Source organism: Nocardioides sp. GCM10023255 (assembly GCF_042653125.1).
In the GTDB taxonomy this organism is placed as follows: Bacteria; Actinomycetota; Actinomycetes; order Propionibacteriales; family Nocardioidaceae; genus Nocardioides.
The window spans coordinates 90407-104724 of record NZ_JBHSHU010000010.1 but is presented as its reverse complement, the minus strand read 5'-3'; the positions used below and the strand labels follow the sequence as shown (position 1 = coordinate 104724).

The window sequence follows — 14318 nt, the reverse complement described above, 5'->3', positions numbered from 1 at the left end:
ATGGCACGCAAGACCGCTCGCCCGGGGCGCACCGTCGTGGTGTTCTTCCTCGGTCTGGCGATCGCCTACGGACTGGTTGCGCTCGGGGGAACCTGGAAGCCCGAGCTCGGCCTGGACCTGCAGGGCGGCACCCGGATCACGCTGACGGCGCAGGGGAGCCCGAGCAAGGAGAACCTCGACGAGGCCCGCGGCATCATCGACGCCCGTGTCAACGGCACCGGCGTCACCGAGGCCGAGGTGACCACCCAGGGCGGCAACCTCATCGTCGTCGAGATCCCCGGCAAGACCCGCAGCGACCTGGTCGACACCGTCAAGCGGCAGGCGCAGCTGCGCTTCCGCACCGTCGCGTGCAGTGAGGGCCCGAACGGCGTGACCGGCAGCTGCGCCTCGTCGGCCACCGCGCCGACAGCGCCCACGGCCCCGACCCAGCCCGACACCTCGACCGCGCCCTCCTCGAACCCCTCGGGCAAGGCCAGCAAGGGCGCCAAGAACCGTCCGCCGCTGCTGATGAAGGACAAGAAGGGGGACAAGAGCAAGCCGTCGGCCTCGCCGAGCGACACCGCCTCTCCCTCGGCGACCTCCTCGACGAGCCCGTCCGCGACGCCGTCCGAGCCCCCGGCCAAGAGCGGTGACGCCCAGTCGGCGCTCGCGTTCATCGACAACCCCGACCAGGCGTCGGTGGCCGAGTTCAACAAGTTCACCTGCCCCTCGAAGGGGACGGTCGTGGACGACCCGACCAAGCCGCTGGTCACCTGCGGCACCGGCGACGACGCCGCCACCAAGTACCTCCTCTCGCCTGCCGCGATCGAGGGCACCGACCTCAAGAGCGCCAGCGCCGGCGTGGCCCAGGGTCAGGTCCAGTGGCAGGTCAACCTCACCCTCGGCGGCGACGGCAAGCAGGTCTTCTCCGACCTGTCGCGGGCGATGGCCGGTTCGGAGAAGCAGTTCGCGGTCGTGCTCGACGGCAAGGTCATCTCCGCCCCGACGTTCGACGGCGTGATCCCCAACGGCAGCGCCCAGATCACCGGCAACTTCACCGAGGACAGCGCGAACAGCCTCGCCACCAGCCTGAAGTACGGCGCCCTGCCGCTCGCGTTCGAGAAGGGCGGCACCCAGGTCGAGACCGTCGGCCCCTCGCTCGCGGGCGACCAGCTGTCCGCCGGCATCACCGCCGGCATCATCGGCCTGCTGCTGGTGATGATCTACTGCCTCATCTACTACCGCGGCCTCGGCCTGGTCGTGATCGCGTCCTTGGTCGTGGCCGGTGCGGTGACCTACGCGATGGTGCTGCTGCTCTCGAAGGGCGCGGGCTTCACGCTCTCGCTCCCGGGCATCGCCGGCCTGATCGTGGCGGTCGGCATCACCGCCGACTCGTTCATCGTCTACTTCGAGCGCATCCGTGACGAGATGCGTGACGGCAAGTCGATGCGGGTCGCCGTGCAGTCCGGCTGGAAGCGCGCCCGGAACACCTGCCTGGCCGCCGACACCGTCTCGCTGCTCGCCGCCGTCGTCCTGTACATCTTCGCCGCCGGTGTGGTGAAGGGCTTCGCCTTCGCGCTGGGCCTCTCCACGCTCATCGACCTGGCGATCTTCTTCTGGTTCACCCACCCGATGGTTGTCTGGCTGTCCCGGTTCCGGTTCTTCAACCGCGGGCACAAGCTCTCCGGCCTCGACGCGGAGAGCCTCGGCATCGATCGCATCACCGTGGGAGGGAGGGCCTGATGGGCAAGTTCTCGCGTCTCGGCAACGACCTCTACTCCGGTCGCCGGTCCATCGACTTCGTCGGCCGCAAGTGGCTCTGGTACGCCATGTCCGGCGTCATCATCCTGCTGGCCGTCGCCGGGCTCTGGCTCAAGGGCCTGAACATGGGCATCGAGTTCACCGGCGGCGCGCAGTACCGCGTCTCCCTGGACTCCAGCCAGGTGACCCAGGACAACGCCGACGAGCTGCGCAACGCGGTCGCCGGCACCGGCATCGACGGTGCGGCGTCCCCGGTGGTGACGACCTCGGGTGACAAGGCGATCCTGATCCAGACCGAGCCGCTCTCCAGCGCGGAGAGCCAAAAGGTCCGCGACGCCATCGTGGAGACCACCGGCGTGAACGCCGACAAGGACATCTCCGAGGACTCGATCGGCGCGAGCTGGGGCCAGGAGGTCGCCAAGCGGTCCCTCATCGGCCTCGTGGTCTTCCTGGTCCTGGTCGTCCTCTTCATCTGGGCCTACTTCCGCGAGTGGAAGATGTCGGTCGCGGCGATCGTGGCGCTGGCCCACGACCTGGTGATCACCATCGGCGTCTACGCGCTGTCCGGCTTCGAGGTCACCCCGGCCACGGTCACAGGTGTGCTGACGATCCTGGGCTTCTCGCTCTACGACACCGTCGTCGTGTTCGACAAGGTGCGCGAGAACACCAAGGGCCTGCGCGACCGGCGTACGACCTACGCCATCGAGGCCAACCTCGCGGTCAACCAGACGCTGGTCCGCTCGATCAACACCTCGATCGTGGCGCTGATCCCGGTCGGCGCGATCCTCTACGTCGGCGCCGTCCAGCTGGGTGCCAGCTCGCTGAAGGACCTCGCGCTCGCGCTGTTCGTCGGCATGGCCGCCGGTGCGTACTCCTCCATCTTCATCGCCACCCCGCTGCTGGTGCAGATGAAGTCGAGCGAGTCGGACGTCCAGCTCGCCGAGAAGCGTGCCGCGGCCCGGGCCCGCCAGGCCGACCCGTACGCCGCCGTGCCGACGTTCAGCGAGGACATGCCGATCCAGGCCGAGCCCGGCACGGACGGCCCCGACCTCGGCGACGAGTCCGACGACGCGTCGGTCGCCGGCACCCCCGCCACCCGGCGCGCCCCCGAGGCCGCCGGTCGGGGCAGGGTGGCACCGCCGTCGCGCGGACCGGTCCGGCCGAGCAGCGCCTCGGGACGTCAGCAGCCCTCCCGGCAGACCCGCTCCAAGCGGGGCAAGAAGTGACGGACGGGGCGGCTGCGGCGCGCGCGGCGCTCGAGCGCCTGGTCGTCGACGTCCAGGACTTCCCGGAGCCGGGCGTCGTCTTCAAGGACATCACCCCGCTGCTGGCCGACCACACCGGCTTCGCGGCCGTGATCACCGCGCTAGCGGCGGTCGGCCGCGACGCTGACGGCAAGCCGGTCGTCGACAAGGTCGTGGGCATGGAGGCACGCGGGTTCATCCTCGCCGCCCCCGTCGCGCTGGCCCTCGGCACCGGCTTCGTGCCGGTCCGCAAGGCGGGCAAGCTGCCCCGGGGCACCCATGCCGTGTCCTACTCGCTGGAGTACGGCCAGGCGACGCTCGAGCTCCACCAGGACGCCATCGCCCCCGGTGACCGCGTGCTCCTGGTCGACGACGTGCTGGCCACCGGCGGCACCGCCCGGGCGACCCGTGAGCTCATCGAGAGCTGTGGCGGCACCGCCCACGGGCTGGCCGTGCTCATGGAGCTCGGCTTCCTGCCGGGGCGGGAGACCGTCGGCGACCTGCCGGTCTCGACCCTGATGACGGTCTGAGCCCTCGCTCCGCCACCCCTAGACTGGTGACGTGACCGAGGACCGCGCCGCCCAGCCGACGCGGGAACGCGCTCCGGAGAACCCGGGCTCGACCCGCAGCATGCGGGCGCGCCTGGCCCGGATGGGCCGGAGCAGCCAGACCGGCAACCCCGTCCTCGAGCCGCTGTTCCGCGCCGTGCGCGCCAACCACCCCAAGGCCGACCTGGCGCTGCTCGAGCGTGCCTACGTCACCGCGGAGCGGATGCACGGCACCCAGATGCGCAAGAGCGGCGACCCCTACATCACCCACCCGCTCGCGGTGACCACCATCCTGGCCGGCATCGGCATGACCGAGCCGACCCTGGTCGCCTCGCTGCTGCACGACACGGTCGAGGACACGCCGTACACCCTCGACCAGCTGCGCGGTGACTTCGGCGACGAGGTCGCCCAGCTCGTCGACGGCGTGACCAAGCTCGACAAGGTCAAGTACGGCGACTCGGCGCAGGCCGAGACCATCCGCAAGATGATCGTCGCGATGTCGCGGGACATCCGGGTGCTGGTCATCAAGCTCGCGGACCGGCTGCACAACATGCGGACGCTGCGCTACGTGCCGCAGGCCAGCCAGGAGCGCACCGCGCGCGAGACCCTGGACATCTACGCCCCTCTGGCCCACCGGCTGGGCATGAACACCCTGAAGTGGGAGCTCGAGGACCTCGCCTTCGCCACGCTGCACCCCAAGATCTACGACGAGATCGTGCGGATGGTCGCCGAGCGGGCTCCCTCGCGCGACCAGTTCCTGGCCGAGGTGATCGCCCAGGTCGAGAACGACCTGCGTGAGGCGAAGATCAAGGCGACGGTCACCGGGCGCCCGAAGCACTACTACTCGATCTACCAGAAGATGATCGTCGGGGGCCGGGACTTCTCCGACATCTACGACCTGGTCGGCATCCGCATCCTCGTCGAGGACGATCGCGACTGCTACTCCGTCCTCGGCGTGCTGCACTCGCGCTGGAACCCCGTGCTCGGGCGGTTCAAGGACTACGTCGCGATGCCGAAGTTCAACATGTACCAGTCGCTGCACACCACGGTGATCGGCCCCCAGGGCAAGCCGGTGGAGCTGCAGATCCGGACCTTCGCCATGCACCGCCGCGCCGAGTACGGCGTCGCGGCGCACTGGAAGTACAAGGAGGACGGCCGCAACGGTCTCGACACCGAGCGCCGTGCCGACCTCGACGACATGACCTGGGTGCGCCAGCTGCTGGACTGGCAGAGCGAGGTGGAGGACCCGGGGGAGTTCCTGGAGTCGTTGCGCTTCGAGATCAACCGGGCCGAGGTCTACGTCTTCACCCCCCGCGGCGACGTGATCGCGCTGCCGACCGGCGCGACGCCGGTCGACTTCGCCTACGCCGTGCACACCGAGGTCGGCCACCACACCATCGGTGCCCGGGTCAACGGCCGGCTGGTGCCGCTGGAGTCGACGCTCGAGAACGGCGACGTCGTCGAGGTGTTCACCTCCAAGGCGCCGACGGCCGGCCCCTCCCGCGACTGGTTGACGTTCGTGAAGTCGCCGCGGGCCCGCTCCAAGATCCGCCAGTGGTTCACGAAGGAGCGCCGCGAGGAGGCCATCGAGCGCGGCAAGGACCAGATCGCCCGGCTGATGCGCAAGGAGGGTCTGCCCCTCAAGCGGCTGCTCTCCCACGAGTCGCTGATGCTCGCCGCGGTCCACTTCAAGCTCGCCGACGTCTCCGCGTTGTACGCCTCCGTCGGCGAGGGCAACCTGAGCGCGCAGGCTGTCGTGCGGCGTGTGATCGACCTGCACGGCGGCGACGAGGGGGCCCAGGAGGACCTCGCCGAGGGTGTCACCATCACCGGCCGTCGAGGCAAGCCCAAGATGCCGGTGGGTGGCGACGCGGGCGTGGTCGTCAAGGGTGCGCCCGACGTCTGGGTCAAGCTCGCCAAGTGCTGCACGCCGGTGCCGCCAGACGCGATCCTGGGATTCGTGACCAAGGGTGGGGGAGTGTCGGTCCACCGTCAGGACTGCACCAACGCCGCCAGCCTCCAGTCCCAGCCCGAGCGACTGCTCGACGTCGAGTGGGCGCCCACCGGGCAGTCGACGTTCCTGGTGAACATCCAGGTCGAGGCCCTCGACCGGGCCCGGCTGCTCTCCGACATCACGATGGTCCTCTCGGACGCCCACGTGAACATCCTGAGCGCCAACCTCTCGACCACCCGCGACCGGGTCGCCAAGAGCCGGTTCACCTTCGAGATGGCCGAGGCCAAGCACCTCGACACGGTCCTCAAGGCGGTCCGCGGCGTCCCGGGCGTCTTCGACGCCTACCGCGTCACGCAGTGAAGCACGTGCAGCGTGCGCACGGAGTGACGCGGTAGATCGCCGAGTCGGCGGCCCGAAGTCGGCCGCCAGCCGAGAAACCGCGTCGACGAACGACGGCTCGACACCCAGCCGGGTCTCGACACGCCCGTTGCGGCCTCGCAGGCTCGACCGCGGGGCTCGCTCGACCTCCTCCATGACGCCGCCGGGCGCGTTCCTCGCCCGGCGGCGGTCACCCGGAGAAGTCGGCCGAGGCCTTCTTCGCCATCTCGAGGAAGGACTGGCGCGACACCAGGTTCTCCTCGAGCTCCTTGACCTTCTTCTCGTTGCCCGCAGCCCGCGCCTTCTCGAGGTCGGCCTCGACATCGGCGATCGCGGCCTCGAGCTTGCTGACCATGTCGTCGGCGCGGGCCGACTTCTCCGGGTCGGAGCGACGCCACTGCTCGTCCTCGACCCCGCGGATGGCCTGCTCGACCTTGCGGATCCGGCCCTCGAGCTCCTTCATCCGGTCCCGCGGGACCTTGCCGGCCGCGTCCCACCGGTCGGCGATGTCGCGGAAGGCCCGCTTGGCCGCCTCGACGTCGGTGACCGGCAGCAGCGCCTCCGCCTCGACCAGGAGCTTCTCCTTGACCTCGGCGTTGGCGGCGAACTCCTTGTCCAGCTCGGCGTTGGCGGCGTCGCGGGCACCGAAGAACGCGTCCTGCGCGCCGCGGAAACGGCGCCAGAGCGCCTCGTCCACGTCGCGGGGGGCGGGCCCGGCGGCCTTCCACTGCTGCATCAGGTCGCGGTAGCGGCCCGCGGTCGGTCCCCAGTCGGTGGAGTCGGCGAGCGCCTCGGCCTCGGTGGCGAGCCGCTCCTTGACGACCCGGGCGGCGTCGCGCTTCTCGTGCTGCTCGGCGAAGTGCGCCTTGCGGCGGCGGGTGTACGCCGTCCGCGCGGTCGAGAACCGTCGCCACAGGGCGTCGTCGGAGGAGCGGTCGATGCGAGGCAGCGCCTTCCACTGGTCGAGGAGCTCGCGGAGCCGGTTGGCGCCGTTGCGCCAGTCGTTGCCCTCGGCCAGCTTCTCGGCCTCGGCGACGATCTTCTCCTTCTCGGCGCGCGACACGGCGGCGCGCTGCGCCTTCTCGACCTTGCGGGCCTCGCGCTGGCCCTCGATCACGGGGCTCAGCGCGTCGAGGCGCGCCAGGAGCCCGGCGAGGTCGCCGACGGCGTTCGCGTCGGTCACCTGGGTGCGGACGGTGTCCACGGACCCGGCGGCCTCCTCGGGGGAGAGGACGCCCGACTTGATCCGCTGCTCGAGCAGCTCGACCTCGAACGCCAGGGCGTCGAAGCGCTCGGTGAAGAAGCGGAGGGCCTCCTCGGGGGTGCCCTCGGGGTACTGGCCCACGGAGCGCTCGCCGTCGGCGGTCGTCACGTAGACGGTCCCGTCGTCGTCGACTCGACCCCACTGATGACTCGTCACTGCATCTACCCCGATCGATCTGTTCGCGTGGCGGCGGGTGCCTCAGGGTCCCATGCTAGTCACGACGCCGGCGGGCGCCGCCCCGGCGGGCCAGCACCGGTGAGACGCCGCCCACTGGGGCTCGATAGTGTGCGGGGGTGTTGATCGCCGGTTTCCCCGCGGGTCCCTGGGGGACGAACTGCTACGTCGCCGCCACGGCCGCGGGCAGCGAGTGCGTCGTCATCGACCCCGGCAAGGACTCGGCCGCGGGCGTGGCCGAGGTCGTCCGGGAGCACCGGCTCAAGCCGGTCGCCGTCCTGGTCACCCACGGTCACGTCGACCACATGTGGTGCGTCGCCCCCGTCGCCGGGACGTACGACGCCACCGCGTGGATCCACCCCAGCGACCGGCACCTGCTGACCGACCCGATGGCCGGCATGTCGCGGGAGACCACCCAGATGCTGCTCGGCGGCAGCTACGAGTGGGCCGAGCCCGACGACGTCCAGGAGCTCTCCGACCACCAGGTGCTCGAGCTGGCCGGGCTGCGCTTCGTGGTCGACCACACCCCGGGCCATACCGAGGGGTCGGTCACCTTCCGCACGCCCTACGACGCGGCCGACGTCTCCGAGGTCATGTTCTCGGGAGACCTGCTGTTCGCCGGGTCCATCGGTCGCACGGACCTGCCGGGCGGTGACCACGCCACGATGCTGCGCAGCCTCACCGACAAGGTGCTGCCGCTCGCCGACGACATCGTGGTCCTCCCCGGCCACGGCGAGCAGACGTCCATCGGTCGTGAGCGCGCGACCAACCCCTTCCTGCTCGACCTCCAGTCCGAGGGGCGAGCGGGGCGAGTCACCCGAGGTCTCTGAGGAACATGAGCAACAAGCCCACCCCGCTGAGCGGGTTCCCCGAGCTGCTCCCGGAGCAGCGCTTCGTCGAGCAGCAGGTCATCGACACCCTGCGGCGCACGTTCGAGCTCCACGGCTTCGCCGGGATCGAGACGCGCGCCGTGGAGCCGATGGACCAGCTGCTGCGCAAGGGGGAGACCTCCAAGGAGGTCTACGTCCTGCGCCGCCTCCAGGCCGATCCTGGTGACTCGGCTGGCGCGGACAGTCCTGGACTGGGTCTCCACTTCGACCTCACCGTCCCGTTCGCGCGCTACGTGCTCGAGAACGCCGGCAAGCTGGAGTTCCCGTTCCGCCGTTACCAGATCCAGAAGGCCTGGCGCGGCGAGCGCCCCCAGGAGGGGCGCTACCGCGAGTTCACCCAGGCCGACATCGACGTCGTGGGCAAGGACGTGCTGCCGACCCACTTCGACGTCGAGGTGGCCCGGGTGATGGCCGAGGCGCTGTCCGCGCTGCCCCTGCCGCCGCTGCGGCTGCGGGTCAACAACCGCAAGCTCATCGAGGGGTTCTACCGCGGCATCGGCGCCGAGGACCCCGCAGCGGTCATCACGATCATCGACAAGCTGGACAAGCTCCCCGCCGAGCAGGTCGCCGCGCTCCTGGTCAGCGACGCCGGGCTCTCCGAGGCGCAGGCCGCGCAGTGCCTCGAGCTCGCGACCATCAGCAGCACCGACACCGGCTTCGTGGAGCAGGTCCGCGCGCTCGGGGTCAAGCACGAGCTGCTCGACACCGGCCTGGAGGAGCTGGCCGCCGTCATCGACGGCTGCGCCACGGTCCGGACCGACCGCTTCGAGGTCGAGGCGAGCCTGAGCCTGGCTCGCGGGCTGGACTACTACACCGGCACGGTCTTCGAGATCTACATGGTGGGCTTCGAGTTCCTGAAGTCGGTCGGCGGTGGTGGCCGCTACGACGCGCTCGCCTCCGACGGACGCAGCACCTACCCCGGTGTCGGCATCTCGTTCGGGATCTCCCGTTCGCTGGTGCCGCTGATGAGCCGCGGCCTCCTCAGCAGCGACCGCAAGGTCCCCAGCGCGGTGCTGGTCGCCCTGGCCGACGAGGACAGCCGTCCGGCCAGCGACGCGGTGGCCCAGGCCCTGCGCGCCCACGGCGTGCCCTGCGAGGTCGCCGCCAGCCCCCAGAAGTTCGGCAAGCAGATCCGGTACGCCGAGCGCCGCGGCATCCCCTACGTGTGGTTCGTCGGTGACGACGGCCACGAGGTCAAGGACATCAGGACGGGGGAGCAGGTGTCGGCCGACCCGGCCACCTGGTCGCCCCCCGTCGAGGACCTCAGGCCCCACGTGGTCTCCACGGGCTCGACCGGGCCCAGCAAGAGCAACAGTGCCAGCAACGAGGAGAAGAAGCAGTGATCCGCACCCATGACGCCGGCGCCCTCCGCGCCGACCACGTCGGCCAGACCGTCACCCTCGCCGGGTGGGTGGGCCGCCGTCGCGATCACGGCGGGGTCGCCTTCCTCGACCTGCGCGAGGCCAGCGGCGTGGTCCAGGTCGTCGTCCGCGACGAGGAGGTCGCCCACCACCTGCGCAGCGAGTACTGCATCCTCGTCTCCGGCGAGGTGAGCCTGCGCCCCGAGGGCAACGCCAACCCGAACCTCCCCAGCGGCGAGATCGAGGTGATCGCCAAGGACGTCGAGGTGCTCAGCGCGTCGGCGCCGCTGCCGTTCCCCATTGACGAGCACGTCGAGGTGGGGGAGGAGGCCCGCCTCAAGCACCGCTACCTCGACCTGCGCCGGCCCGGGCCGAACCAGGCGCTGCGTCTGCGCAGCAAGGTCAACAAGGCCGCGCGCGACGTGCTCGACGAGCACGGGTTCGTCGAGATCGAGACGCCGACGCTGACCCGGTCCACGCCGGAGGGCGCTCGCGACTTCCTGGTGCCGGCCCGCCTGCAGCCGGGCAGCTGGTACGCCCTGCCGCAGAGCCCGCAGCTGTTCAAGCAGCTGCTGATGGTCGCCGGCATGGAGCGCTACTACCAGATCGCGCGCTGCTACCGCGACGAGGACTTCCGCGCCGACCGGCAGCCGGAGTTCACCCAGCTCGACATCGAGATGAGCTTCGTCGAGCAGGACGACGTCCTCGCGGTGGCCGAGGAGATCCTGGTCGCCCTCTGGAAGCTGATCGGGTACGACGTGCCCACGCCGCTGCCGCGGATGACCTACGCCGAGTCGATGGCCCGCTACGGCAGCGACAAGCCCGACCTGCGGATGGGCCAGGAGCTCGTCGACTGCACGGCGTACTTCAAGGACACCCCGTTCCGCGTCTTCCAGGCGCCGTACGTCGGCGCCGTCGTGATGCCCGGCGGGGCCGGTCAGCCCCGCAAGCAGCTCGACGCCTGGCAGGAGTGGGCCAAGCAACGCGGCGCCAAGGGGCTGGCCTACGTGCTGGTCCAGGAGGACGGCGAGCTCACCGGGCCGGTCTCCAAGAACATCACCGACGAGGAGAAGGCCGGCCTGGCCGCCCACACGGGCGCCCAGCCGGGCGACTGCATCTTCTTCGCCGCCGGTCCGGTGAAGTCCAGCCGCGCCCTGCTCGGCGCCGCACGCCTCGAGATCGGGCGTCGCTGCGGCCTCATCGACGAGGACGCCTGGAGCTTCCTGTGGGTGCTCGACGCCCCGCTGTTCGAGCCGACGGCGGACGCGACGGAGTCCGGCGACGTGGCGCTTGGCTACAGCGCCTGGACGGCGGTGCACCACGCGTTCACCTCGCCCCAGGACCTCGAGTCGTTCGACCAGGACCCGGGCAACGCGCTGGCCTGGGCCTACGACATCGTCTGCAACGGCAACGAGATCGGCGGCGGCTCGATCCGAATCCACCGCGAGGACGTGCAGAAGCGGGTCTTCGAGGTCATGGGCATCGGCGAGGCCGAGGCCGAGGAGAAGTTCGGCTTCCTGCTCGAGGCGTTCAAGTACGGCGCGCCCCCGCACGGCGGCATCGCCTTCGGCTGGGACCGGATCGTGGCCCTGCTCTCGGGCAGCGACTCGATCCGCGACGTCATCGCGTTCCCCAAGTCCGGTGGCGGTTTCGACCCGCTCACGGCCGCGCCTGCGCCGATCACCCCGGAGCAGCGCAAGGAGGCCGGCGTCGACGCCAAGCCGCCGAAGGACGTCCCGTCCGCGGGTTGATTTCGCGCAGGATCACCGGCGGGGGGTCGAGACCAGATCGTTACGCGTCGGTGATCCCGGGTGAGGGCCGCATCACATAGAGTCACTGCGGCTGCCAGCCCCCCAGGGGGCCGTCCACGAGCCCGGGTCGACCGGGTTTCAGACCAGCATCAGTTCCGAGAAGACAGAGGTACCATGACGGTTCAGGCCTCCAACCTGGAGAGCGAGCACCTCCCCGACGCCGGCTCGGCGCCCGAGGGTGATCTCGCAAAGATCGCCGGCAAGTCCCCGACGAAGCTCGCGATCGGTCGTTTCCGTCGCGACAAGCTGTCGATGATCTCGTTCGTCGTCGTCGTCCTCTACATCGGAGCGGCGATCATCGCCCCCTTCCTCGTGAAGTTCGGTGTGCTGGACCCGACGAGCTACCACCAGAACCTGACGGACCCGTCCACGGGCGGCATCCCCTACGGCAAGATGGGCGGCGTCAGCTGGGACCACCCGCTGGGTGTCGAGCCCGCCACGGGCCGTGACGTGCTGTCCCGCCTCTGGTACGGCATCACGTTCTCGCTGGCCATCGCCCTCACCGCGACGCTGATCGCGATCGTGATCGGCGCCGTGCTCGGCATCATCTCCGGCTTCAGCGGCGGCTGGGTCGACTCGATCATCGGTCGCGCGATCGACCTGACGCTGTCGTTCCCGTCGACCCTGATGCTCCTGGCGCTCTCGAGCATCGGCATCCAGCTCGCTGCGGACGCGCTCCCCGGCAAGTTCTCCGACCCCCTGCCCAACGGCGCCTACGTGGTGTTCGTGCTGGCACTGTTCGGCTGGCCGGGCGTCGCGCGCATCATCCGGGGCCAGGTGCTCTCGGTGCGCGAGCGCGAGTTCGTCGACGCCGCGGTGCTGCTGGGCGCGTCGCGCTACCGGATCTACTTCAAGGAGATCCTGCCCAACCTGTGGGCCCCGCTGCTGGTCACCTTCACGCTGACCATGCCGGCCTACATCTCCGCCGAGGCAGCGCTCAGCTACCTGGGTGTCGGCATCAAGCCCCCGACGCCCACGCTCGGCAACATCCTGCGCGGATCGATCAACTACTCGTCGGCCGACTTCTTCTTCTTCTTCGTCCCGGCCTTCCTGATCATGATCATCGTCGTGAGCTTCAACCTGCTCGGCGACGGCATCCGCGACGCGCTCGACCCCAAGACGGCCCGCTAAGGCCCTCACGAATTTCGGTGACACACAGTCACCGTTGGTGCCGCCGCTTCCGGCGCGACACACACACAAGGAGAACGAATGGTCAACTATCGAAAGCGGTTGCTTGCTGGCACCGCTGCGGTGGCAATGGCTGCTGGCCTCGCCGCCTGTGGCGGCGGCTCGGACAGCAACGGTGGGGACAACTCCTCGGAGCCCGGCAAGGCCGGCGGTACCCTGCAGTACTACATCTACGCGCCTTACGAGCACGTGGACCCGCAGCGCACCTACCTCGGCGTCGAGATCACGAACTTCGCCCGCACCGTCTACCGCCAGCTGGTGTCGTTCCCGATCTCGAACGACCCGGAGAAGGCCAACACCCCGGTTCCCGACCTCGCCACCGACACCGGCACCTCCTCGGAGGGCGGCAAGGTCTGGTCCTTCACCGTCAAGGACGGCGTGAAGTGGGAGGACGGCAAGCCGATCACCTGTGAGGACTTCAAGTACGGCGCCTCCCGCGTGTTCGCGACCGACGTCATCACCGGTGGCCCGAACTACCTGCTGAGCTACCTCGACATCCCGACGGACTCGAAGACCGGCCTGCCGGCCTACAACGGTCCCTACAAGGGTGACGGCCAGGAGCTGTTCGACAAGGCGATCACCTGCGACGGCAACACCATCACCTACCGCTTCAAGCAGCCGTGGCCGGACTTCCCGCTGGCCATCGCCGGTCTGCACATGATGGACCCGTACCGTCAGGACAAGGACCAGGGTCCGAAGTCCAACTACATGATCTTCTCCAACGGTCCTTACAAGATCGAGGGGAACATGTGGAACAAGAACAAGGGCGCGACCTTTGTTCGCAACGACAACTACGACCCGTCGACCGACACGACCGACCTGCGCATGGCGCTGCCGGACCAGATCAACTTCGACGTGGGCCAGACCTCCGAGACGATCTACGACCGCCTCATCGCCGACAACGGTGACGACCAGTACGCCGTGACGCCGCAGCGCGTTCCTCCGGCCTACTACACCCAGATCGAGGGCGCCGTCGCGGACCGCTCGACCCTGGTGAAGTCGCCCTACGTCGACTACCTGGTGCCGAACTTCCGTCGCATGACCGACCCGAAGGTCCGCGAGGCCCTCAAGGTCGCGACCAACGCCCAGGCGTGGATCGACGCCGGTGGTGGCGAGAAGGCCTACGGCCCCGCCGAGTCGATCGTGAACCCGGCTGTTGTCGGCTACCAGCCGAACCCGGCCTTCGACGGCCCGCAGGAGGGCGACCCCGAGGCCGCCAAGGCGATGCTCGAGGACGCCGGCGTCAAGATGCCGTACCCGATCACCTTCACCTACCCGAGCACCGAGACCGCTGACAAGCAGGCCGCGGCGCTGAAGGAGACCTGGGACCAGGCTGGCTTCGACGTGACCCTCGACGGCCTGGGTGACACCTACTACGACGTCATCCAGAAGCCCACCAAGGACAGCGACGTCATCTGGGGCGGTTGGGGTGCTGACTGGCCCTCCGCCATCACCGTCACCGCGCCGCTGTTCGACAGCCGTATCAACCTGACCGCGAACTCCGACGGCCAGGACTACGGTGCCTACAAGAGCGACAAGTTCAACGCGCTCGTCGACCAGGCCCAGCAGGCCTCGTCGCTGGACGACCAGACCGCCGCGCTGCAGGAGGCCGACAAGGTCCTCGGCGAGGACGTCGCCTACATCCCGCTGGAGGTTGCGAACTTCTACTTCCTGCACGGGTCGAAGGTGACCGGTTACACCAACACGCCGTCCTCCAACGGGTACCCGGACCTGGGCCCCATCGGCGTGGAGAACTGACGCACCTG

Annotated in this window: 10 protein-coding genes; 9 read left to right on the top strand and 1 reads right to left on the bottom strand. The window is 69.6% G+C overall.

What is annotated here, in order from left to right; genetic code table 11:
- The 4 genes from secD to ACFO9I_RS17065 all read left to right on the top strand — a co-directional run bounded on the left by secD (nucleotide 1) and on the right by ACFO9I_RS17065 (nucleotide 5846).
- Nucleotides 1-1722 (top strand): protein translocase subunit SecD, encoded by a 1722-nt coding sequence (gene secD, locus ACFO9I_RS17080; RefSeq protein WP_379183002.1) that lies wholly within the window; start codon nucleotides 1-3, stop codon nucleotides 1720-1722.
- On the top strand, nucleotides 1722-2966 hold the full coding sequence (secF, locus tag ACFO9I_RS17075) for a protein translocase subunit SecF (RefSeq protein ID WP_379183000.1): 1245 nt from the start codon (nucleotides 1722-1724) through the stop codon (nucleotides 2964-2966). Before secD ends, secF begins: the two co-directional genes overlap by 1 nt.
- Nucleotides 2963-3514, top strand: a complete 552-nt coding sequence (locus tag ACFO9I_RS17070; protein ID WP_379182998.1) for an adenine phosphoribosyltransferase — start codon at nucleotides 2963-2965, stop codon at nucleotides 3512-3514. The genes secF and ACFO9I_RS17070 overlap by 4 nt, the downstream gene beginning before the upstream one ends.
- A 100-nt stretch (nucleotides 3515-3614) precedes the next feature.
- Complete coding sequence (locus ACFO9I_RS17065; RefSeq protein ID WP_379183653.1) at nucleotides 3615-5846, top strand: RelA/SpoT family protein; 2232 nt, start codon at nucleotides 3615-3617, stop codon at nucleotides 5844-5846.
- Between the two features lie 208 nt (nucleotides 5847-6054).
- On the opposite strand, the gene ACFO9I_RS17060 is transcribed toward ACFO9I_RS17065, so the two are convergent.
- A complete protein-coding gene (locus ACFO9I_RS17060; RefSeq protein WP_379182996.1) occupies nucleotides 6055-7284 on the bottom strand; it encodes a DUF349 domain-containing protein in 1230 nt (409 codons plus the stop codon).
- A gap of 137 nt (nucleotides 7285-7421) precedes the next feature.
- Here ACFO9I_RS17060 and ACFO9I_RS17055 point away from each other — a divergent pair, with 137 nt between their 5' ends.
- The 5 genes from ACFO9I_RS17055 (at nucleotide 7422) to ACFO9I_RS17035 (ending at nucleotide 14310) form a co-directional block, all read left to right on the top strand.
- Nucleotides 7422-8132 carry an MBL fold metallo-hydrolase gene (locus ACFO9I_RS17055; protein ID WP_379182994.1) on the top strand — a complete coding sequence of 237 codons (711 nt, stop codon included), beginning with the start codon at nucleotides 7422-7424 and terminating at the stop codon, nucleotides 8130-8132.
- Nucleotides 8133-8137: 5 nt separating this feature from the next.
- Nucleotides 8138-9535, top strand: a complete 1398-nt coding sequence (gene hisS, locus ACFO9I_RS17050) for a histidine--tRNA ligase (protein WP_379182992.1) — start codon at nucleotides 8138-8140, stop codon at nucleotides 9533-9535.
- Nucleotides 9532-11304, top strand: a complete 1773-nt coding sequence (aspS, locus tag ACFO9I_RS17045) for an aspartate--tRNA ligase (RefSeq protein ID WP_379182990.1) — start codon at nucleotides 9532-9534, stop codon at nucleotides 11302-11304. The genes hisS and aspS overlap by 4 nt, the downstream gene beginning before the upstream one ends.
- 174 nt (nucleotides 11305-11478) lie before the next feature.
- Nucleotides 11479-12495 carry an ABC transporter permease gene (locus ACFO9I_RS17040; RefSeq protein WP_379182988.1) on the top strand — a complete coding sequence of 339 codons (1017 nt, stop codon included), beginning with the start codon at nucleotides 11479-11481 and terminating at the stop codon, nucleotides 12493-12495.
- Nucleotides 12496-12621: 126 nt separating this feature from the next.
- The gene (locus tag ACFO9I_RS17035; protein ID WP_379182986.1) at nucleotides 12622-14310 is read left to right on the top strand and encodes an ABC transporter substrate-binding protein; all 1689 of its coding nucleotides are present in this window, start codon (nucleotides 12622-12624) and stop codon (nucleotides 14308-14310) included.
- Nucleotides 14311-14318: the final 8 nt, after the last annotated feature.

Bases quoted from the DNA above. Each gene is read 5' to 3' on its own strand.
- ACFO9I_RS17065 (WP_379183653.1), top strand. From the start codon at position 3,615: ATGCGGGCGCGCCTGGCCCGGATGGGCCGGAGCAGCCAGACCGGCAAC.
- secF (WP_379183000.1), top strand. From the start codon at position 1,722: ATGGGCAAGTTCTCGCGTCTCGGCAACGACCTCTACTCCGGTCGCCGG.
- ACFO9I_RS17040 (WP_379182988.1), top strand. From the start codon at position 11,479: ATGACGGTTCAGGCCTCCAACCTGGAGAGCGAGCACCTCCCCGACGCC.
- ACFO9I_RS17035 (WP_379182986.1), top strand. From the start codon at position 12,622: ATGGCTGCTGGCCTCGCCGCCTGTGGCGGCGGCTCGGACAGCAACGGT.
- hisS (WP_379182992.1), top strand. From the start codon at position 8,138: ATGAGCAACAAGCCCACCCCGCTGAGCGGGTTCCCCGAGCTGCTCCCG.
- secD (WP_379183002.1), top strand. From the start codon at position 1: ATGGCACGCAAGACCGCTCGCCCGGGGCGCACCGTCGTGGTGTTCTTC.